This is a genomic window from Comamonas aquatica (assembly GCF_018064205.1).
GTDB classification, from domain to species: domain Bacteria; phylum Pseudomonadota; class Gammaproteobacteria; order Burkholderiales; family Burkholderiaceae_C; genus Comamonas; species Comamonas aquatica.
On sequence record NZ_CP072916.1, the window covers coordinates 1,007,318 to 1,027,048 of the forward strand.

General features: G+C 68.9%; 14 protein-coding genes. 7 read left to right on the top strand and 7 right to left on the bottom strand.

Annotated features, from left to right (window positions below):
* Positions 1 to 39 precede the first annotated feature (39 nt).
* The gene (locus tag KAQ61_RS04735; RefSeq protein WP_210930656.1) at positions 40 to 2,043 is read right to left on the bottom strand and encodes a peptidase U32 family protein; all 2,004 of its coding nucleotides are present in this window, start codon (positions 2,041 to 2,043) and stop codon (positions 40 to 42) included.
* A 183-nt stretch (positions 2,044 to 2,226) separates the two neighbouring features.
* Between KAQ61_RS04735 and gltS the strand changes: the two genes are divergently transcribed.
* The 4 genes from gltS (at position 2,227) to KAQ61_RS04755 (ending at position 6,700) form a co-directional block, all read left to right on the top strand.
* The gene (gltS, locus tag KAQ61_RS04740) at positions 2,227 to 3,447 is read left to right on the top strand and encodes a sodium/glutamate symporter (RefSeq protein ID WP_210930657.1); all 1,221 of its coding nucleotides are present in this window, start codon (positions 2,227 to 2,229) and stop codon (positions 3,445 to 3,447) included.
* Between the two features lie 33 nt (positions 3,448 to 3,480).
* Entirely contained in the window at positions 3,481 to 4,881 is a 1,401-nt protein-coding gene (gene tadA / locus KAQ61_RS04745) for a tRNA adenosine(34) deaminase TadA (RefSeq protein ID WP_043386098.1), read from the top strand.
* Positions 4,882 to 4,939: 58 nt separating this feature from the next.
* A complete protein-coding gene (locus KAQ61_RS04750) occupies positions 4,940 to 6,055 on the top strand; it encodes an LD-carboxypeptidase (RefSeq protein WP_420839383.1) in 1,116 nt (371 codons plus the stop codon).
* Positions 6,056 to 6,253: 198 nt separating this feature from the next.
* The gene (locus KAQ61_RS04755) at positions 6,254 to 6,700 is read left to right on the top strand and encodes a hypothetical protein (protein WP_210930658.1); all 447 of its coding nucleotides are present in this window, start codon (positions 6,254 to 6,256) and stop codon (positions 6,698 to 6,700) included.
* 64 nt (positions 6,701 to 6,764) lie between these two features.
* On the opposite strand, the gene KAQ61_RS04760 is transcribed toward KAQ61_RS04755, so the two are convergent.
* Both KAQ61_RS04760 and KAQ61_RS04765 read right to left on the bottom strand, forming a co-directional pair.
* Positions 6,765 to 8,435, bottom strand: a complete 1,671-nt coding sequence (locus KAQ61_RS04760; RefSeq protein WP_210930659.1) for a methyl-accepting chemotaxis protein — start codon at positions 8,433 to 8,435, stop codon at positions 6,765 to 6,767.
* A gap of 196 nt (positions 8,436 to 8,631) precedes the next feature.
* On the bottom strand, positions 8,632 to 10,116 hold the full coding sequence (locus tag KAQ61_RS04765; protein WP_210930660.1) for an aminotransferase-like domain-containing protein: 1,485 nt from the start codon (positions 10,114 to 10,116) through the stop codon (positions 8,632 to 8,634).
* 99 nt (positions 10,117 to 10,215) lie between these two features.
* Here KAQ61_RS04765 and KAQ61_RS04770 point away from each other — a divergent pair, with 99 nt between their 5' ends.
* Positions 10,216 to 10,839 (top strand): LysE family translocator, encoded by a 624-nt coding sequence (locus tag KAQ61_RS04770; protein WP_042413175.1) that lies wholly within the window; start codon positions 10,216 to 10,218, stop codon positions 10,837 to 10,839.
* A 30-nt stretch (positions 10,840 to 10,869) separates the two neighbouring features.
* On the opposite strand, the gene KAQ61_RS04775 is transcribed toward KAQ61_RS04770, so the two are convergent.
* The 4 genes from KAQ61_RS04775 to KAQ61_RS04790 all read right to left on the bottom strand — a co-directional run bounded on the left by KAQ61_RS04775 (position 10,870) and on the right by KAQ61_RS04790 (position 17,956).
* Entirely contained in the window at positions 10,870 to 12,414 is a 1,545-nt protein-coding gene (locus KAQ61_RS04775) for a methyl-accepting chemotaxis protein (RefSeq protein ID WP_210930661.1), read from the bottom strand.
* A 212-nt stretch (positions 12,415 to 12,626) separates the two neighbouring features.
* Positions 12,627 to 16,307 carry a hybrid sensor histidine kinase/response regulator gene (locus KAQ61_RS04780; RefSeq protein ID WP_210930662.1) on the bottom strand — a complete coding sequence of 1,227 codons (3,681 nt, stop codon included), beginning with the start codon at positions 16,305 to 16,307 and terminating at the stop codon, positions 12,627 to 12,629.
* A gap of 74 nt (positions 16,308 to 16,381) precedes the next feature.
* Entirely contained in the window at positions 16,382 to 16,762 is a 381-nt protein-coding gene (locus KAQ61_RS04785; protein ID WP_210930663.1) for a hypothetical protein, read from the bottom strand.
* A 270-nt stretch (positions 16,763 to 17,032) separates the two neighbouring features.
* On the bottom strand, positions 17,033 to 17,956 hold the full coding sequence (locus KAQ61_RS04790; protein WP_210930664.1) for an alpha/beta fold hydrolase: 924 nt from the start codon (positions 17,954 to 17,956) through the stop codon (positions 17,033 to 17,035).
* 86 nt (positions 17,957 to 18,042) lie between these two features.
* Between KAQ61_RS04790 and KAQ61_RS04795 the strand changes: the two genes are divergently transcribed.
* Together KAQ61_RS04795 and ybaK are read left to right on the top strand one after the other, a co-directional pair.
* Positions 18,043 to 19,101, top strand: coding sequence for an aldo/keto reductase (locus tag KAQ61_RS04795; RefSeq protein WP_210931717.1), 1,059 nt, complete (start codon positions 18,043 to 18,045; stop codon positions 19,099 to 19,101).
* Positions 19,102 to 19,199: 98 nt separating this feature from the next.
* Positions 19,200 to 19,697 carry a Cys-tRNA(Pro) deacylase gene (gene ybaK, locus KAQ61_RS04800; RefSeq protein ID WP_210930665.1) on the top strand — a complete coding sequence of 166 codons (498 nt, stop codon included), beginning with the start codon at positions 19,200 to 19,202 and terminating at the stop codon, positions 19,695 to 19,697.
* Positions 19,698 to 19,731 lie beyond the last annotated feature (34 nt).

Consider the following 19,731-nt stretch of genomic DNA (forward strand, 5'->3'; position numbering starts at 1 on the left):
CTCAAGGTCGCTGGCAGGCTGGCCCTAGCCCCGCCGGGCTCAGGCCTTGGCCTGGGGCGCAGGGCGGGTGCGGTAGAACTGCATGGGGAACTCTTGCATCTCCTTGGCATGCTGGTTCAGCACCGAGGACTTCATCTTGCCCACCACGTGCATCTCGCAGGGCTTGCAGTCAAAGCGCAGGGTCAGCTTTTCCTTGCCGTTGATCAGCTGCAGCGGCTCGGCCTTGATCGTGCCCTTGACGCCGATCACGCCCTTGGCCTGCTTGGGGCACAGGCTCATGGAGTAGCGCACGCAGTGCTTGGTGATCATCAGACTGACTTCACCCAGCTCTTCCTTGCTCTCGTAGGCCGCATCGATCACCTTCACGCCGTGCTTGACGTAGAAGTCGTGCGCCTTCTGGTTGTAGACGTTGGCCAGGTAGCTCAGCGTGTCTTCGGGGAAGGGCACGGGGGGCTCGACCGGTTTTGCACGCGGCAGGCGCACCAAGCCGGACGCGCGCGCGGCTTCCAGCGCTTGCAGCGCATCGCGGCGCAGCTGGTTCAGGGCCGAGGCCGGCACAAACCAGGGCTGGGTGATAGAGAGGCTGATGTCGTGCACCGCAAAGATCGATGCGCCAAAGCGGCCCAGCTGCTCGCGCAGCGTGGCTTCGGCCTTGCTGGCATCGGTGGCGGCTTGGTGTTTCTGCGCAATCGTGGCCTGGCCCACCCAACCGTCTTCGTCGGTCAACGTCAGCGCAAAGCCGTCGGCGGTTTCCCGGAACTCCGCCCACAGGCCGATGCGGCGGTCGCTGGACTTCTTGTCCAGCATGCGCACCCAGTTCATGTCGCGGTTGCGGTTGACCTCCAGCCCCTTGCGCAGGTCCTTGAAGCCGGCAATCGGGTCCTTGGGGAAGACGCGCCAGATGCCCTTCTTGGCATGCACGCTCTCGGCGCGGTTGATGTGCACGCCCACCAGTTCCTTTTGCAGGTCGTAGTAGCACAGGCCGTCGCCGTTGTTGAAGACAGCGGCCTTGTCGTGGCTCTCGAACTCGAACCACTTGTCGCCCACCTGCGTGACCCAGCCCACGGCGCGGCCGGGGGTCTTGGGCGTGTCGAAGGCGCCAATGTCGTCCTTGCGGCCGTTGACGAAGTAGTCGGTGAACTCGCGGTTGAAGTTCTGGTCCGGATCGGGGGTGAAGGTGAAGGTGGTGGTGCCCGAGGACGAGCGCGCCAGCGGCATGTCCGAGAACTCCCGCTCTTCGATGATCTCGTCCAGGATCTTGCGGTAGTGGGCCGTGATGTTCTTCACGTACCCCATGTCTTTGTAGCGGCCTTCGATCTTGAAGCTGCGCACGCCCGCATCCACCAGCGCACGCATGTTGTCGGTCTGGTTGTTGTCCTTCATCGACAGCACGTGCTTTTCGTGCGCAATGATGCGGCCCTTGTCATCCATGACCTCATAGGGCAGGCGGCAAGCCTGGTTGCAGTCGCCGCGGTTGGCGCTGCGGCCCGTGTGGGCGTGGGTGATGTAGCACTGGCCCGAATACGCCACGCACAGCGCACCGTGGATGAAGTATTCGATGGTGGTGTGCGGGTCCAGCACGTTGTGCACGGCCTTGATCTGCTTCAAGTCCAGCTCGCGCGCCAGCACAATCTGGGACAGGCCTGCGTCCTGCAGGAACTTGGCCTTCTCGGGCGTGCGAATGTCGTTTTGTGTGGAAGCGTGCAACTGGATGGGAGGCAGATCCAGCTCCAGCAAACCCATGTCCTGGATGATCAGCGCGTCCGCGCCGATGTGGTACATGTCCCAGGCCATCTTGCGTGCGCCTTCCAGCTCATCGTCGCGCAGGATGGTGTTGAGCGTGATGAAGATGCGGCTGCCGAAGCGGTGGGCGTGCTGGACCAGGCGCTCCAGATCGCGCGTCTCATTGCCTGCCGTGGCGCGCGCGCCAAAGCCGGGGCCGCCGATGTAGACGGCGTCCGCACCGTGGTTCACGGCTTCGATGCCGATTTCGGCATTGCGTGCCGGGGACAAGAGTTCGAGTTGGTGGGGCAAGAGAGACATAGGGGGCGAATTATCCCCGCACCGCCCTGGTTGGTGGCTGGCGGGGGGTATTGCCGTGGCCCTGTGCTGGCTGTCCGGGGTCGCGCGGGCACCGCCTGCGCGCGGGTCCTGGCGCCAGCGCGGCCGCGACGGGCTGCGGAGAGGGCATACTTTCCTCAGCATCTTTTTGCCGTCGAGGCCGCCATGGACCTGCACTTCAACACCTACTACACCCTGATTAGTGCCGTCATCGTCTTGCTGCTGGGCAAGTGGCTGGTGGGGCACCTGCGGTGGTTGCGCAACTTCAACATTCCGGAGCCCGTGGCCGGCGGCCTAGTCGCTGCGGCCCTGTGCTACCTGCTCTATGCCGTGCTGGGCTACCGCCTGAGCTTCGACGGCGAGCTGCAGACGGCCTTCATGCTGGTGTTCTTTTCCTCCATCGGTCTGAGTGCCAATTTCTCCAAACTCAAGGAGGGCGGGCGCGCACTGCTCATTTTTCTGGTGGTGATTGCGGTGTTCATCGGGGTGCAGAACGCCGTCGGGGTCAGCCTGGCGACCCTGCTGGGGCTGGACCCGCTGGTGGGACTGATTGCCGGCTCCATGACCTTGCTGGGCGGCCACGGCACCGCCGGGGCCTGGGGCAGCGTGCTGGAGCGCGAACACGGCGTGCAAGGCGCCATGACCCTGGGCATGGCCTGCGCCACCTTCGGCCTGGTGATCGGTGGGCTGGTCGGCGGGCCGCTGGCCAAGTGGCTGATCCGGCGCCACCAGCTGCAGGGGCCGCCCGCGGCGCCCGGCAGTGCGGACAGCCTGGTGGATGCGGCGGCGTACAACTTCGAGTCGCCGCGCAAGACGCGGCTGATCACCACCGACGCGACCATCGAAACCCTGGCCCTGTTTGCCGGCTGCCTGGCCTTCGCCCAGCTGATGACGGGCGTGACCGCCGGCATGGCGTTCCAGCTGCCGACCTTCGTCTGGGCACTGGCCGGCGGGGTGCTGATCCGCAACACGCTGGACTATGTGTTCCGCTTCCAGGTGTTTGACCGCGCGATTGATGTGTTCGGCAATGCGGCGCTGTCCCTGTACCTGGCGATCGCCTTGCTGTCCCTCAAGCTGTGGGAGCTGGCCGATCTGGCCGGCCCGCTGGTGGTGATCCTGGCCGCCCAGACGGTGGCCATGCTGGTCTATGTGGCTGGCGTGACCTTCCGCGCCATGGGGCGCGACTACGACGCCGCCGTGCTGTGCGCAGGCAATTGCGGCTTCGGCATGGGTGCCACACCCACGGCCGTTGCCAATATGCAGGCCATCACCAACCAGTACGGGCCATCGCACAAGGCGTTCCTGATCGTGCCCATGGTGGGGGCCTTCTTCATCGACCTGCTGAACGCGGTGTTCCTGCAGACGCTGATCAAGCTGCTGGGCTGAGCCCGGTCCCGGGCCACGGGATAATGCGCGCCTATGAATGCTGCCCGCCCTGACCACGCCCATTGGATGCGCCATGCCCTGCGTCTGGCGCAGCAAGCCGCCGCCGCCGGCGAGGTGCCGGTGGGCGCGGTGGTCGTCAAGGACGGGCAGATCGTGGGCGAGGGCGCGAATGCGCCGTTGGGCAGCGGCGACCCCACCGCCCATGCCGAGATCCTGGCCCTGCGCGATGCCGCCCGGCGCCTGGGCAACTACCGGCTCGATGGCTGCACCCTGTATGTGACGCTGGAGCCCTGCACCATGTGCAGCGGCGCCATGCTGCACGCGCGCGTGGATGCTGTGGTTTACGGCGCGGCCGAGCCCAAGACCGGGGCTGCGGGCTCGGTGCTTGATGTGTTTGGCTATCCCGCCATCAACCACCAGACCCGGGTGGAGCGCGGTGTGCTGGCGCCGGAATGCGCGGCCGTGCTGGCGCAGTTCTTTCAGCAGCGCCGGGCGCAGCACAAAGCGGTGGCCCTGGCCAAGCACCCGCTCAAGGACACGGCGTTGCGCCACCCCGACCGCGCGTTCGCCGATCTGCCGCACTGGCCCTATGTGCCGCAGTGGCGCAGCGACCTACCGTCCCTGGCGGGCCTGCGCATGGCCGTGGTGGACGAAGGACCGCACGATGCCCCGGTGACCTGGCTGTGCCTGCATGGCGCCGCCAGTTGGGGTTATGCCTTTGCCCATGGGCTGCCGGGACTGCTGCATGCCGGCCACCGCGTGGTGGTGCCCGATCTGCCGGGCTTTGGCCGCAGCGACCAGCCCAAGCGCGAGCAGGCCCACAGCGCCGCCTGGCACGTCCAGGTGCTGCAGGAACTGGTCGAGCACCTGGACCTGCGCCAGGTGGTGCTGCTGGGCGCGGGCGATGGCGCCCGCCTGGGGCTGGCCGTGGCCCAGGCCCTGCCCGAGCGCTGGCGGGGGGCCTGGCTGATGGATGCCTGGCCGGATGCATCCCCGCCGCCCGCCCTGGCCGCATGGCTGCAGGCCGCGGCCCGCAAGCCGCGCTGGGACGTGGCCCAGGGCATGGAGCAAGCAGGTTTGGGGGCTTCAGCGCAGAGTGGGTCTGCGCCACTAGCTATCCCTTTTTCACAGCCGGGGCACCGTGCCGCGCTCCAGGCCTGGCCGCGGGTGCAGGCACAGCTGCCGCCCGTGCCGCAGGCGCTGCTGGCCGGCTGGCTGGCGCAGGGGCGCTGCCGCATCAGCCACAGCCGCAGCCATCCACTGGTGCCGGAGCTGGCCTGGCGCCAGGCCTGGCTGGCTGCCGTGTCGGCCCTGGCGCAGCATCCGGATGCGCTGGTACAGACCCCAGTGCCGCCTCTGGTTCCGGCGCAGGCGGCAGCCAGCGTGCAGTGGGCTATGGAATACTTTGGGCCTACAGCGAAGACGCCCGTCTAGCCAGACCGACCCCCAACCCATCTACGGAGCATGCCACCCCCTGGTGGCATGGAACGCTTTGGCGCATTCCACCAAGAAGAACACCCCCGCCACGCCCGCACACGACCACGATCACGACCCTGCCTGCTGCGGCGGGCATGCGGCCTGCGGCCATGACCACGCCGAGGCCCATGCCCACGGCGCGCAGTGCGACCACGACCACCACCATGCCCCGGGCGAGGACTGCTGCGGCCACGACCACAGCCACGGTCCCAGGCACATCTACGTCTACTCCCCCTCCGGCGCGGTGCGCGACAAGGCCGCGTTCCGCCGCGCCATCAAGCGCCTGCAGGCCCAGGGCCACGAGGTCGAGGTGGACACCGATGCGCTGAGCAGCCACCTGCGCTTTGCCGGCGACGACGCCACGCGCCTGGCCGCCATCCACCGCGCAGCGGCCAGCGGCGCCGATGTGGCCCTGATCAGCCGTGGCGGCTATGGGCTGACGCGCATCCTGCCCGGCATCGACTACGCTGCCGTGGCACAGAGCATTGCCCGTGGCACGCAGTTCGTCGGCCTGAGCGACTTCACCGCCTTCCAAAACGCCTTGCTGGCGCAGACCGGCGCCACCACCTGGGCCGGGCCGGCGCTGATCGCCGACTTTGGCCCGAAGGACGGGGTGGACGACATCCTGCAGGACTGCTTTGACGACCTGCTCTACGGCCATGGCGAAGGGGCCGGCTGGCGCATGCCCAAGCAGCCGGCGGGCGCCGTGCCCGAGGATTTCTACATCGATGGTGGCGCCACCCTGTGGGGCAGCAACCTGGCCGTGCTGGTCTCGCTGCTGGGCACGCCCTACTTCCCGCAGGTGCAGGGCGGCATCCTGTTCCTGGAGGACGTGGGCGAGCACCCCTACAAGATCGAGCGCATGCTGACCCAGCTGCTGCACGCCGGTGTGCTGGCCCAGCAAAAGGCCATCGTGTTCGGCCAGTTCACCGAGTTCAAGCTGACCCCGCACGACAAGGGCTACAAGCTGCAAAGTGTCATCGACTGGCTGCGCAGCCAGTTGCGCATTCCCGTGCTGCAAGGCCTGCCGTACGGCCATGTGGCCACCAAGGTGCTGCTGCCCGTGGGCGCGCCGGTGTCGCTGTCGGTCGAGGGGCGCGATGCCCTGATCTACTGGGGCCACACGCACTGAGGGCACACGGCCCCCGCGCCGGGGGCGCACCAGGGGGCAGGTGGCGGCGGTCGGCGCTCGTGCGCGGCGTGTGCCATGCCGGGCCCGGGTAGGGCAGGCGGGATGTGCCCCGCCAAGAGATTGTTTTTGTAGCTGTCAGCGCTTGCTGCATCAGCGTTGGAGCCCGATTGGGCTTGTGATGGGTCAAAGAGGAAAGCCATGGGCAAAGCCGCCTTGGAATGGACGGACGCGATGCTGGCGCAGCTGGGCACCGACAAGGATGCCGTGCTGGCCGAACGCTGGGGCACCACGGCCAAGACCGTGAACCTCAAGCGCAACGCCCTGGGCATTCCGGCCTTCGGCCATGTGCAGTGGACGCCCGAGATGGAAGCCGCCCTGGGCACCGACAGCGATGCCGAGCTGGCGCGGCGCTGGGGGCTGAGCAAGGCGAGTGTGGTGGCCAGGCGCCAGGAACTGGGCGTGGCCTCGCGGTCCGAGCAGCAGGGTGCGGGCTTTGCCTGGACCCCGCAGGCCGTGGCCCTGCTGGGCACGGCCTCGGATGCCAAGGTGGCGCAGCAGCTGGGGCTGTCGCGCCTGACCGTCTACCACGCCCGCATGGCGCGTGGTATTCCGGCCGCCGCACGCGGCAGCCGCCAGGACGCTTAGCGCCGGCAGGGCTCGCCGCGCCGCGACCGCGTGAGGGGCCCGCGGCGGGCCGGCTGGCCGTGGCTCAGGCCTCGTGCCAGTCGGCGCTGTGGGCGGGCGTGGCGCTGTGGCCCAGGGCGGCCGGTGCCGTGCGCTGAGCCTGCGGGCGATGGCCCTGCGCGGTGGTCACGGTCTGGTGGGCGGCCCGCTGGGCCTGGCCGGGCAGGCGGAACACCGCCACGGCGTTGACCAGCTGCGTGGCCTGGCTGTTCAGGCTGCTGGCGGCGGCGGCGCTTTCCTCGACCAGGGCGGCATTTTGCTGGGTGGCCTGGTCCATCTGTGTGACGGCTTCGCCCACCTGGGCCACGCCCTGGCTTTGCTCGGTACTGGCGGCGCTGATTTCTCCCATGATGTCGGTGACGCGGCCAATCGCGCTGACCACCTGGGTCATGGTGGTGCCGGCCTGGTCCACCAGTTGCGTGCCCTGGTCCACCTGATTGACGCTGGCTGTGATCAGCTGCTTGATTTCCTTGGCGGCATCGGCGCTGCGCTGTGCCAGGCTGCGCACTTCGCTGGCCACCACGGCAAAGCCACGGCCTTGCTCGCCAGCGCGCGCAGCTTCCACCGCCGCGTTCAGCGCCAGGATGTTGGTCTGGAAGGCAATGCTGTCGATGACGCCGATGATGTCGGCAATCTTGCGGCTGCTGTCGTTGATGCCGCGCATGGTGTGCACCACCTGGGTCACCACCTCGCCGCCCTGGGCCGCCACGGTGGAGGCGGTCAAGGCCAACTGGTTGGCCTGGCGTGCGTTGTCGGCATTCTGGCGCACGGTGGTGCCCAGCTGCTCCATGGACGCGGCGGTCTCTTCCAGGGCGCTGGCCTGGCTTTCGGTGCGGCTGGACAGGTCGCTGTTGCCCTGTGCGATCTGTGCGCTGGCCGTGGCCACACTCTCGGCATTGCTGCGCACGCCGGAGACCACTTCGGCCAGCCGCGTCTGCATGTGCTGCAGGGCGCCCAGCAGGGCGGCGGTCTCGTCGCGGCCCTGGACCGCGATGGATTGCGTCAGGTCGCCCTCGGCAATCTGCTCGGCGCTGCGCACGGCCAGTTGCAGAGGGCCGGTGACGGAACGGCTGAGCAGCCAGGCTGCCACGCCGCCGGTCAGCAGGGCGATGGCGGCGCACACCAGGATGATCCACTGGCTCTGATGGACCTGTGCCATGGTGGCATCGCGGGTCTGTTCGTACAGCATCTGCTGGCGCTGCTCGAACTGGCGGATGGACTGGTTGTAGGCCTCGGCCAGCGGCACCAGCTGCTGGTCCAGGGCGGTGGACACGTCCTCGCCCGCGGCGCGGCGCTTGAGCAGCTCGGCCCGGGGATCACGGTAGGCGGCGCGTGCCTTGTCGATGTTGACCACCAACTGGCGCCCCGCCTCGGTGCGGATCAGGCCTTCGATGGTGGTGCGCAGCTGGTCGACGGACTTCGAGGTCTCGGCCATCTCCTTTTGCAGCTCCGCAAAGTGGTGGGCGTCCGGGCTCAGGATGGCGGCGCGGGTGCGCATCCAGTTCAACTCGATGCCCTGGCGCCATTCGTTGGTGGCCTGCAGGCGCTGGCTGTCTTCGCGGGTCAATTGGTCCATGGCCTGGCCCAGGGTTTGCAGGCGCCAGATGCCCAGGCCCGCAATCGTGGCAGTGATCAGCAGAACCAATCCGAAGGACAGCGCCAGGCGGCGGCCAATTTTGAGGTTATTGAGTCCCATGCAAGTGACTTCCCGTGGTTGTGGTGTGGAACGTGAGTAAGCGCTATTAGGCGCCGCCCGCAACCCCGGCGGTGGCGCGAGAAGCGCGGATTTGTCCCGTTTGATCGGCCGTCTGCCACCGCAGTGCGACACTGGTGCTAGCGAAAACAATAGCTGCTTGCGCTTGTGCAACAAGCGTCAGAGCCTGTTTTAAGGCTTATTGGGCCAGCAGGGCGCTGAGCACCTGCAAGGTGGCCGGCTCGTCCGCCAGCGAGACCGGCAGGCGCAGCATGGTCGACGGCTGCTGGTCGGCCGAAAACAGCACCCCCGGCGCCAGCAGCAGCCCCTGCCCGGCGGCCTTGCGGGCCAGCACTTCGGTGTCTTGCCCGGTGTCCACCCAGACGAACATGCCGGCCAGCGGTTCCTGGTGCAAGCGCAGGCCCAGGCTTTCCACCAGGCGCAGGCAGCGGTGGCGCGTGCTGTCCAGGCGTTCGCGCAGGCGCAGCACGTGCTTGCGGTACTGGCCTTCGGCCAGGATGCGGTGGACCACGCGCTCGCCCAGCTCCGGGCTGGTCAGGCCGCTGAGCAGCTTGGCATCGGTCAGGGCGCGCAGGCGCTCGGGGGCCGCGGCCAGATAGCCCACGCGCAGGCTGCCGGCCAGGGTTTTGGAGAAACCGCCGATCAGGATGACGCGGCGCAACCGGTCCAGCGTGGCCAGGCGCACCGGCTGGCCGGGGTGGAAGTCGGCATAGGTGTCGTCTTCCAGGATCAGGAAGTCCTGCTGCTCGGCCACGCGCAGCACATCGTGCGCGGCGGCCAGCGTCAGGCTGAAGCCCGTGGGGTTGTGCACGGCGGTGTTGGTGATGAACAGCTTGGGGCGGTGGGTGCGCGCCAGGCGCTCCAGCACCTCCATGTCCGGTCCGTCGCGCCGGCGCGGCACCGGCAGCACCTGCACGCCGATGGAGCGCAGCAGCCCGAACACCATGAACCAGGTCGGGTCCTCCACCAGCACGGTGTCGCCGGCGCGCAGCAGGCTGCGCAGCACCAGGTCCATGCCCTGGGTGACGCCGGTGACGGTCATCAGCTCCTGCTCGGGGTCGACCGTCACCCCCTGGGTCAGCAGGTAGGCCGCCAGCTGCTGGCGCAGCGGCGCATAACCCTGCGGCGCACCATAGCCCAACAGCTGCGCGCCCGCGCTGCGGCCCACGGCGCGCACGGCGGCATTCAGCATGCCGTGGTCCATCCAGCTGTGGGGCAGCAGGCCGGTGCTGCCATCAAAGCGCACGTCGTCCTGGGTGCGGAACATGCTGCGCAGCAGGAAGGGGGTGTCGAACGCCTTGTCGGCCGACAGCGTGGGCGTGGCGCTGGCCGCGGCCCGGCGCAGCGTGGGGCTGCGCTGGGCACTGACAAAAAAGCCGGCCCCAGGGCGCGAGCCGACCAGGCCCTGGGCAACCAGCCGGTCGTAGGCCTGGACGATGGTGTCGCGGCTGACGCCGCTGCCATCGGCCAGTTGCCGCACCGAGGGCAGGCGCGAACCCGCGCGCAGGCTGTGGCTGCGCAGCAGTTGCTCGCAGTGCTGCACCAGCTGGTCGACCAGCGGCGGCAGGCCATGGCCACGTTGGGGGTGCCAGCCCAGGTCGTTGGCGCTGAGGGCGCGGGCCGGGGTGCTGCTGCTGCGAACTGGCCGGGTGTTTGGATCCATACAGTGGGTGTAGTGAGCTGGTGAACTGTATTGGTACTGTACTGGTGAAGCGCCGTAGCATGCAAGCCTTGATTTCCAACCTCCAAGAAGGTGCTCGCCATGAATCTCGCGCTCGATGTGTCCACCGGTTCCATGCTGTTGCCGCTGGCCACGTTCATCTTTGTCAGCTCCATCACGCCGGGCCCCAACAATGTGATGCTGACCGCTTCGGGGGCCAACTTCGGCTACCAGCGCAGCATGCCGCACATGCTGGGGATCACCGTCGGGTGTTCGCTGATGCTGTTCCTGGTGGGCGCTGGTCTGGGCGCGCTGTTCGAGCAGCTGCCGCAGCTGTACACGGTGCTGCAGTACCTGGGCGCGGCCTACCTGGTCTGGCTGGCCTGGAAGATCGCCACATCGGGCCAGGCGGGCACGGCCGATGCCAAGGGCAAGCCCTTCGGTTTCTGGCAGGCGGCGGCGTTCCAGTGGGTCAACCCCAAGGCGTGGCTGATGTCCGTGGGCGTGGTGGCGGCCTACACCACCCCCAGCAGCTACTGGCCCAGCCTGTTGCTCGGCACGCTGGTGATGCTGGTGGTGAATTTTCCGTGCATCAGCGTGTGGACGCTGTTTGGCACGGTGATCGGCCGCTGGATGCAGTCGCCGCGCGCGCTGCAGGTGTTCAACGGCGTGATGGCGGCCTTGCTGCTGCTGTCGCTGTACCCCCTGCTGGTGCCGCACGGCTGAGGCACAAGGCCCGCCGGCGGCGGGCCGTGCTCAATGGAAGACGCGGACCGCCTCGACCAGGCGCTGGGTCTGCGTCTCCAGGCTCTGCGCGGCGGCGGCACTTTGCTCGACCAGGGCGGCATTCTGTTGGGTGGCCGAGTCCATCTGCCCCACGGCCTCGCTGGCCTGCATGATGCCGTCGCGCTGCTCGCGCGTGGCCGCGCTGATGTCGGCGATCAGGGTGGACACCTGCTGAACCTGCTGCACCATGGTCTCGATCTCGGTCTGGGTGGCGGCCACCATGTGGCCCCCGCTTTGCATCTTGTCGACGCAGGCCGTGATCAGCACCTTGATCTCCTTGGCGGCCGTGGCGCTGCGCTGGGCCAGGGCCCGGACCTCGGCCGCCACCACGGCAAAGCCCCGCCCCTGGTCGCCGGCGCGGGCCGCTTCGACGGCGGCATTCAGTGCCAGGATGTTGGTCTGAAAGGCGATCGAGTCGATGGTGCCGATGATGTCGTTCATGCGGCTGGAGCTGCTGGCGATCTCGGCCATCACATCCGTCACCTTGTGCATGGCATCGCCGCCCTGGTGCGCCGTCTGGGTGGATTGCTGGGCCAGCTGGGCGGCCTGTGCCGAGGTGCCGGCGTTCTGCTCTACGGTGCTGGTCATCTGCTCCATGAACGATGCCGTCTGCTGCACGCTGGCGGCCGAGCGCTCGGTCCGCTCGCTCAGGTCCATATTGCCCTTGGCAATTTCCTCCACCGCCGAGCGCACGTTGATCACCTGCTGGCTGACGTCATCGATCAGCCAGCGGAACATCAATCCCAGCTGGCTGATGGTGCGCATGGTCATGCCGATCTCATCGACCCGGTCCACGGGCAGGGCGTTGCGGTTGTTGCCCGTGGCCACATCCAGCGCCTGCTGGCGCAACTGCTCGATGGGGCGTGCGAACTGGAACTCCAGCAGCACGCAGCCCAGGGCACAGACGGCCACCAGCATGCCGGCCATGGGCCAGTTGAAGGGGTGCACACCTTCCAGCAGCGCCAGCCCCAGCAGGCTCAGCGCGCACAGTCCCAGCATGTTCAGGCGCACCCGGGTGCGCACGGACATCAGCTGGCCCAGTGACAGCAGCGCGCCCAGGCCGGTGCGCACCAGGATGCCCTTGTGCAGGCGCACCCCCTTGGCCTGGCCCTGGCGCATGGCGCTGTACAAGGCCTCGGCCTGCTCGATCTGCTGCCGGTCGGCCTTGGTGCGCACCGACATGTAGCCCTTGGTCACGCCGTCGCGCACGATGGGCACGGCATTCGCACGGACCCAGTAGAAATCGCCGTTCTTGCGGCGGTTCTTGACCAGGGCGCTCCAGGGCTCGCCGGCCTTCAGCGTGGCCCACAGGTCAGCGAAGGCCTCGGGCGGCATGTCGGGGTGGCGCACCAGGTTGTGGGGCTGGTGGTCCAGCTCCTCCTGCGTGAAGCCGCTGGCGTGGATGAATGCCGCATTGGCGTAGTTGATGCGGCTTTGCGGGTCGGTGGTGGACATCAGCGTCGCGTGGTCCGCAATCACAAACTCGTTCTGTGACACAGGCTGGTTGTTGCGCATCCGTAGCTCCTAGGAACTGCATGGGGCGCGAGCGGGGGGCTGCCTTCCGGACCGCCCACCGGAGGTGGTGGCTGGCAGCTACTGCGCGACAGGCAGATGGAACGGGAGCGTAGTCACGCCGCCTGGCGCGAACTGTAGGAGGCAACCGCTGTTTGTAAAGTGTTGTATTTTTTGTGACGAACGGGCGCAGGGCCGCGGCCTGTGGTGGCGAATCAGGGGGCCTGGACGAAGCGGCGCACCACGGCCAGCAGCTCGTTGGGGGAATAGGGTTTGGTCAGAAACGCCTGCGCCCCCAGGTCGATCGCCTGGTGGCTGACAGGGCCGGCGCTGTGGGCAGTCAGCATGACCACGGGCAGGCGCTGGAAGCGTTCGGTCGCGCGCAGGCGGCGCAGCAGTTCCAGGCCGTCCATGTCCGGCATCTCGATGTCGGCAATCAGCAGTGCTGGCACTTCGCCGTTTTCCAGCGTGTGCAAAGCCTGCAGGCCGTCCTCGGCGGTTTCCACGCGGTAGCCGCTGGACTGCAGCAGGTGCTGGGCCAGGCGGCGCACGCTCAGCGAGTCATCGGCCAGCAGCACCAGGGGGCGCAGCGGTTCGGCCGCGCTGGACGGCGGCGCGGCGTGGCCTTGCTGCGCCAGCTGGCGCGCCTCATGGGCCCCCAGCACCGCGGCCGGGTCGTAGACCTGCAGCACCTGGCCGCTGGGCTGCGCGGCAATCCCCAGCAGACCGGGCACCGGCACGGCCAGCTCTGCCGGCGCCTGCAGGGTGACATCCTGCGTGCCCAGGATTTCGTCCACCAGCAAGCCCCAGCGCGCGGTGTCGCTACGCACGATCAGCAGGCTGCGCGTGCCGTCGAGGGCAGGCTCCAGGCTGCGCGCAGATTGCTGCCAGACGGCCCCGGCCCAGTACAGAGGCAGCGGGCCGGTGGCCTCATCGTTCAGCATGCCCTGCGCCAGCGCCTGTTCGGCCACGGCGGCCGGCACGCGGCGCACGCTTTCCAGGGCACGCGCCGGAAGGGCCACGCGCCAGCTGCCGGCACGCAGGGCCAGCACCTGCTCCACCTGGGGGGGCGCGGGCAGGCAGATGTCAAAGCAGCAGCCCTGCCCCGCGGTGCTGCTGATGCGCAGGCTGCCGCCCAGTTGGGCGATGGTGTCGGCGACCACGTCCATGCCAATGCCACGGCCCGCCAGCTCGGTGACGGCCGTGGCGGTGCTCAGGCCCGGGTGCAGGATCAGGGCGGCGGCCCGGTCGTTGTCCACCACCGCGTCGGCGGGCAGCAGGCCCAGGGCCTGGGCCTTGCTGCGGATGGCGGGCACATCCAGGCCGCGGCCGTCGTCCTGCAGGCGCAGGATCTGCTGCGTGCCCTGGGTGTGCACGCTGAGCTGGATGCGCCCGGTCTCCGGCTTGCCGGCGGCGCTGCGCTGTGCGGGTGTTTCCAGGCCGTGGGCCACGCAGTTGCGCAGCAGGTGCTCCAGCGCCGGGGTCAGGGCGTCGGCCACGCTGCGCTCCAGCAGCGCCTCACCGTCCTGCCAGACCAGTTCCACGGCCTTGGCGGTGTCCTGTGCGGCCAGCTGCACGCAGCTGTCCAGGCGCTCCTGCCAGTGGCTCAGCGGCACCAGGCGGGCGTACAGCAGTGTGTGCTGCAAGGCCCGCAGGTGGCCGCCCTGGGTGTTCAGCGCGTTGTGGGTGTCGGCCAGGCTGTGCTGCAGTTGCTGGTGCACGGTGTCCGCGTCGTCGGTGCTGCGGTCCAGGGCCTGTACCAGGGCATGCAGTTCTTCGTGCCACTCGTAGGGCAGCTCCAGGTCGCCGTGCAGCACCAAGGTGTCGGCCCAGGCGGCGCAGTCCTTGATGTGGTGGCGCAGCTGTTGCAGGCCACTGGCCAGCGCGTGGAGGCTCAGCTGGCGGGCGGCCAGGGCGCTGCTGCCCGCGTCGTGCGTGGCCCACAGCGCCTGGGCGTGGCGGGTGACGGTGTCCAGCGGGTTGTGCTGCCAGCGTTGGGCAAGGCGCTCGGGGTGGCGGTCGGCCATCTCCTGCTGCAGGGCGACAAAGGTGATGCGCAAGGCCTCCAGCGGCGGCTGCAGCGAAGCCGGGCCGCGCGGGCCGGCCTCGGACTGCACCTCCAGGGCCAGGCCCTCCAGCGCATGCACCTGGCTGGCCCAGGCCATGGCTCCTGCCAGGCGGGCACTGCCCTTGAGGGTGTGCAGGCAGCGCAGCACGGTCTGGCGCGCCGCGCTGTCGGTGGGGGTCTGCAGCCACTGCTTGAGTGCCGCCTGCAGCCGTGGCCAGACGGCCAGCATTTCCTCTTCAAAAACGGAGAAATGCATGGAATCGAGCACGGGGGCGGCACTGGCCGCTTCCACGGCCGGCTCGGCCAGGGCGTCGGCTGCGGCGGAGGCCGGTGACGGGGTGTGCGTGTCCGCAGCAGCGGTGGTGTCGTCCTGCGCCTGTGCGTCCGGTGCGGTGTCCACAGCAGTCGGCAGGGCGTCCTGTGGCGTGCTGGGCACGGGCAGGCTGGCGTACAACTGGTGCAAGGCCTCCATCACCTGCGGGTGGGCGCGGCGCAGAAAGCCAGCCGCGAACTGGTGCAGCAGGCGGCGCATTTCGTCGCTGGCGTGCTGGCAGCTTTGCCGCTGGGCCGGGCTGGCCTGTGCGGGCATGCGCTGCAGGCAGCGCTGCAGCAGGTGCGCGAGCGAGGCGATTTCGGTGCAGCCCGAGGACCAGGCCAAGTGGGACAGGGCCTGGGCCAGGGCGTCGGTGTCGGGGTGCAGCGCGCTGGCCGGGTCGGCGCGCCAGGCGGTGATGCGGGCTTCCAGCTCTTGCGACAACAGCTCGGCCTCTTGCAGGAAGGCCAGATCGGGCTCGATCTGCGCGGTGCTGGCCAGGCCTTGGCCCAGCGAGGCCGTGGGCAGGATTTCCGGGGCGGCCTGGAAGGCCGGCAGGCTGGGCGGTGGTGGCGCCACAGGGGCCGGTGCTGGGGGCGGGCTGGCCGGTGTGTCGGCGCTGGCGGTATCGGTGTCCGGCGGGGGCGCTTCGGCCCCCGGGGCGCAGTGCTGCTGCACCCGGGCCAGCGTGGGCGGCAGGCTGGCGCCGCGCTGCGTGGCACGGGCCAGGGCCTGGGCGCAGAAGAACTGCAGATCGCGCAGCAGCGCCGGCGGCGGCGCGGACTGGCCCTTGGCGTAGCTGGCGTAGTGCGACAGCAGCCGCGAGGCCAGGCGCTTGGCGTAGATGTCCAGCTCCAGCAGCTCCTGCTCCAGGCTCTCCAGCCAGGCGGCCGCCAGTTGCCAGACGGTGCCGTCCAGCGCGTGGGCGGCCAGGCCCAGGCTGGCGGCCCGCAACGGCTGGCAGCTGGACAGGCTGGAGGCCTGCAGCAGGGCCAGCGTGTGCTGGTCCCAGACGGCGCGCACCGCCACGCTGGGGGCCACGGCGGGCACGTCCTCGGGCGCGGGCAGCGAGGTCTGGGGCCAGGGGTCATCCCAGAGGTCGGCCGGGTGGGCCGTGTCTTTGCCGCCCAGCTTGATCAGCGCACGGTAGCTGGGAAACAGGGTGTGGGGGGACGTGGGCTCGGCGTTCTCCAGGGCCTGCACGAAGCGCTGCGCATCGCGGGCCGCCAGGGCCAGCAGTTCCCCGGTCTTGCCGGGCAGGGGCTCGCCGCCAGCAGATAGCTGCTGCAGCGGTGCCCGCAGACCCTGCATGAAGGCCGCCAGGCCCTGCAGGCCCAGCACCCGGGAGGCATTGCCCAGCTGCTGCAGCACCTGCTGGGCTTGCATCGCCTGCATGGCATCGGCTGGGGGCAGCAGCTGCGCCACGTCGCTGGCCATGGCGGCCATGGCGGGCAGGAGCAACTGGCGCGGGTCCAGCGGGGCAGGGGAGGCAGTGGGCTGCGCGGTCTCGGTCATGGGCAAACGGGGCGCGGAACGGGCGGTCGTGGCAAAGCTGGAACTATAGGCCGCGCCAGCGGGCGCGCCGGGGCTTATTCGACAAACTTTCCGTGTTCCTTGTGGCGCTGGCGCACGCCCTTGCGCACGAACATCTCCACCCCGCCCAGCACGATGAAGGGCTGCTGCATGTCGCCACCCAGGTGGGCGGCCAGGCGCTGGGGCAGCGCGGCCAGCAGGGCTTGCACGATGCGTGCGTCGGGGCTGTCCAGCTGCTGCTGGGTGCTGAGGAAGTCCTGCAGGTAGGCGCGTACCTCGGTCTCCAGCTGCGCCACCGTGGTGGGCGCGCCCACGTACTGCGGCTGGCCGGAGCCGCTGACTTCGGTGCCGTAGACATAGCAGCCGATGTAGTCGCGGAAGGTTTCGCCCACGTCCGGGCCTTTGGTGAGTTTGCGCAACAGGTCAGTGAGCCACATGGCAGCAGGCTTTCAGGGAAGGCACACGCAAAAACAAGAGCGGCTTGCGCATGCGGATCAAGGATTCTGGGCATAAATGTACCGTAAAGCCTTGAAATGCCAGCGCAGGCAGCTTCTGATTTAGAGCCAGTGGTGTGACCCAACCCATGGGAGATGGACGGCCGGGACGCAGCGCGCAGCATCGGGCAGCAGGTCCCTGCGATAAGGCCCCGCCAGGGCATCTGCGGGCGGGGGGCGTCGCCCGCAGCGACTGCCCTGGCCACCCTGGCTTCAGGCGCGGCAGAAGTCCTCGATGCGCCGGGCCACCTGCTGCGGCTGGTCATGGTGCAGCATGTGGCCGGCATCCTCGATGCGGCCGATCTCGCAGCGCGGCACGGACTGCAGGCGGCCGTGGTATTCGGCCAGGTCGAAGCGGTCCTTCCACCACTGGCCCAGGCTGTCGTCGCTGGCTTCCAGGGCCAGCACCGGCGCGGTGATGGCGGCGTAGTGCGCCAGCACCTCGTCCACGCGGAACAGCAGGGGGTTGACCACCTTGTGCGCGGCATCGCCCAGGATGGCCCAGCGCCCCTGTGCATCGGGGGCGGCCCATTCGTGCGCCAGCCACAGGGCCTTGTTGGCATCCAGGCGGCGGTTGGTCTTGCGCAGGCGCGCGGCCACGTCCTGGATGCTGTCGTAGGTCTTGAGCTGGATGGTGCCGGCGCGCAACTGCTGCAACTCGTCCAGCCACTGGCCCATGCGGCCCGGGGCCTGTTGCGGGCGCGTGGCCGGCAGCCCGAAGCCTTCCAGGTTCACCAGGCGGCGGATGCGCGCCGGCCGGGCGCCCGCGTACAGCATGGCCACGTTGCCGCCCATGCTGTGGCCGACTAGGTCCACGGCCTGGCCGTCCGGGGCGTAGTGCTCCAGCAACGCGTCCAGGTCGCCCAGGTAGTCGGCAAAGCTGTAGTGGTCGCAGGGTGCGGGCGGCAGGCTGTGGCCGAAGCCGCGCCAATCCGGCGCGATGATGTGGCGGCCGCGGTAGAAATCGGCGCTGAAGGCGTCGACCACGAACTGGTAGGACGCGCCCACGTCCATCCAGCCGTGCAGCAGCACCAGCGGCGGCACGCCGGCCTGGGGCTGTCCCCAGGTGCGCACGCGGTAGCGCAGGTGGCGCAGGGGCAGGTCGATGGGGGTGGCGGGGCGCAAAACGGTGTACATGGCCCAATTATTGGGGGCTTGCCGCGTGACCGCAGTCAAGGTCGCGACGGGGCGCACTACACTTTGCAGCCATGAACACTGCAGCGATGAACCCCGTGCGGCTGGGCCGCAGCGACCTGATGGTCAGTCCGATCTGCCTGGGCACCATGACCTTTGGCGAACAGGTGAGCGAGGCCGATGCCTTCGCCATCATGGACCGCGCGCTGGAGCGCGGCGTGAACTTTTGGGACACGGTCGAGATGTACGCCGTGCCGGCACGCCAGGAGACCTATGGCGCGACCGAGCGCATCATCGGCCGCTGGTTCCAGGCGCGCCCCGGCGCCCGCCAGCAGGTGGTGCTGGCCAGCAAGGTGGCAGGCCCCTCGCGCGGCATGCCGTGGATCCGCGACGGCCAGGGCATGACGGCGGCGGACATCGTCGCTTCCTGCGAGGGCAGCCTGCGCCGCCTGCAGACCGAGGTGATCGACCTCTACCAGATCCACTGGCCCGAGCGCCATGTGCCGGCCTTCGGCAACCTGTACTACGACCCGGCCAAGGAAGTCACGCAGACCTCCATCCACACGCAGCTGGAGACCCTGGCCAAGCTGGTTCAGCAGGGCAAGGTGCGTGCGATCGGCCTGTCCAACGAAACCCCGTATGGTGTGCACGAGTTCGTGCGCCTGGCCGAGCAATATGGCCTGCCGCGCGTGGCCAGCGTGCAGAACCCGTACTGCCTGATCAACCGCAGCTGGGAAAACGGCATGGACGAAAGCTGCCACCGCCTGGACGTGGGCCTGCTGGCCTATTCGCCGCTGGGCATCGGCCTGCTGACCGGCAAGTACGACGCCGGTGGCACCACCGGCCCGCGTGCGCCCCAGGGCACCCGCCTGTCCTACCCCTCGGTGCAAAAGCAGCGCTGGGGCCGGCCCGAGGCGCTGGACGCCGCCCGCGTCTACAACCACCTGGCGCGCACGCACGGCCTGACGCCCACGCAACTGGCGCTGGCCTTCTGCTACCGCAACTGGCGCGTGGCCAGCACCATCATCGGTGTGACCAGCCTGGCCCAGCTCGAGGACAACCTCGACGCCTGGAGCGTGACGCTGACCCCCGAACTGCTGGAGCAGATCGACCTGTACCGCTGGAAGTACCGCGACCCGGGCCAGTGAGCCGGGTGTGCGGCCCGGCAGGTCCGGGCCCGCACCAGCGCGGGTCGGCGGCGTGCCAGGCGCGCCGCTGCGTTGTTTCTTGCATTGCTGAGCTAGCCATGGCCAAAAAAGACAAAGTCCATGTGAGTGAAACCCCGGCCACCCAGTGGCTCAAGGCCCACCGAGTGGCTTTCACCGAGCACCCGTATGACTACGTGGAGCACGGTGGCACCACGGAATCCGCACGCCAGCTGGGCCTGGACGAGCACACCGTGGTCAAGACCCTGGTCATGCAGGACCAGGACGCCAAGCCGCTGATCGTGCTGATGCACGGCGACTGCACGGTCTCGACCAAGAACCTGGCGCGCCAGATCGGCGCCAAGAGTGTGGAGCCGTGCAAGCCCGAGGTGGCCAACCGCCACAGCGGCTACCAGGTGGGCGGCACGTCGCCGTTCGGCACGCGCAAGGCCCTGCCGGTCTACATCGAGCAGAGCATCCTGGATTTGCCGCGCATTGCCATCAATGGCGGGCGCCGCGGCTTTCTGGTGCAGCTCGATCCCCGGGTTTGTGTGGAGCTGCTGGGCGCCCAGCCCGTGCAATGCGCGCTGGCACAATAGCGCCTTTGCCGGTTCCGCACGCACGTGCGTAACC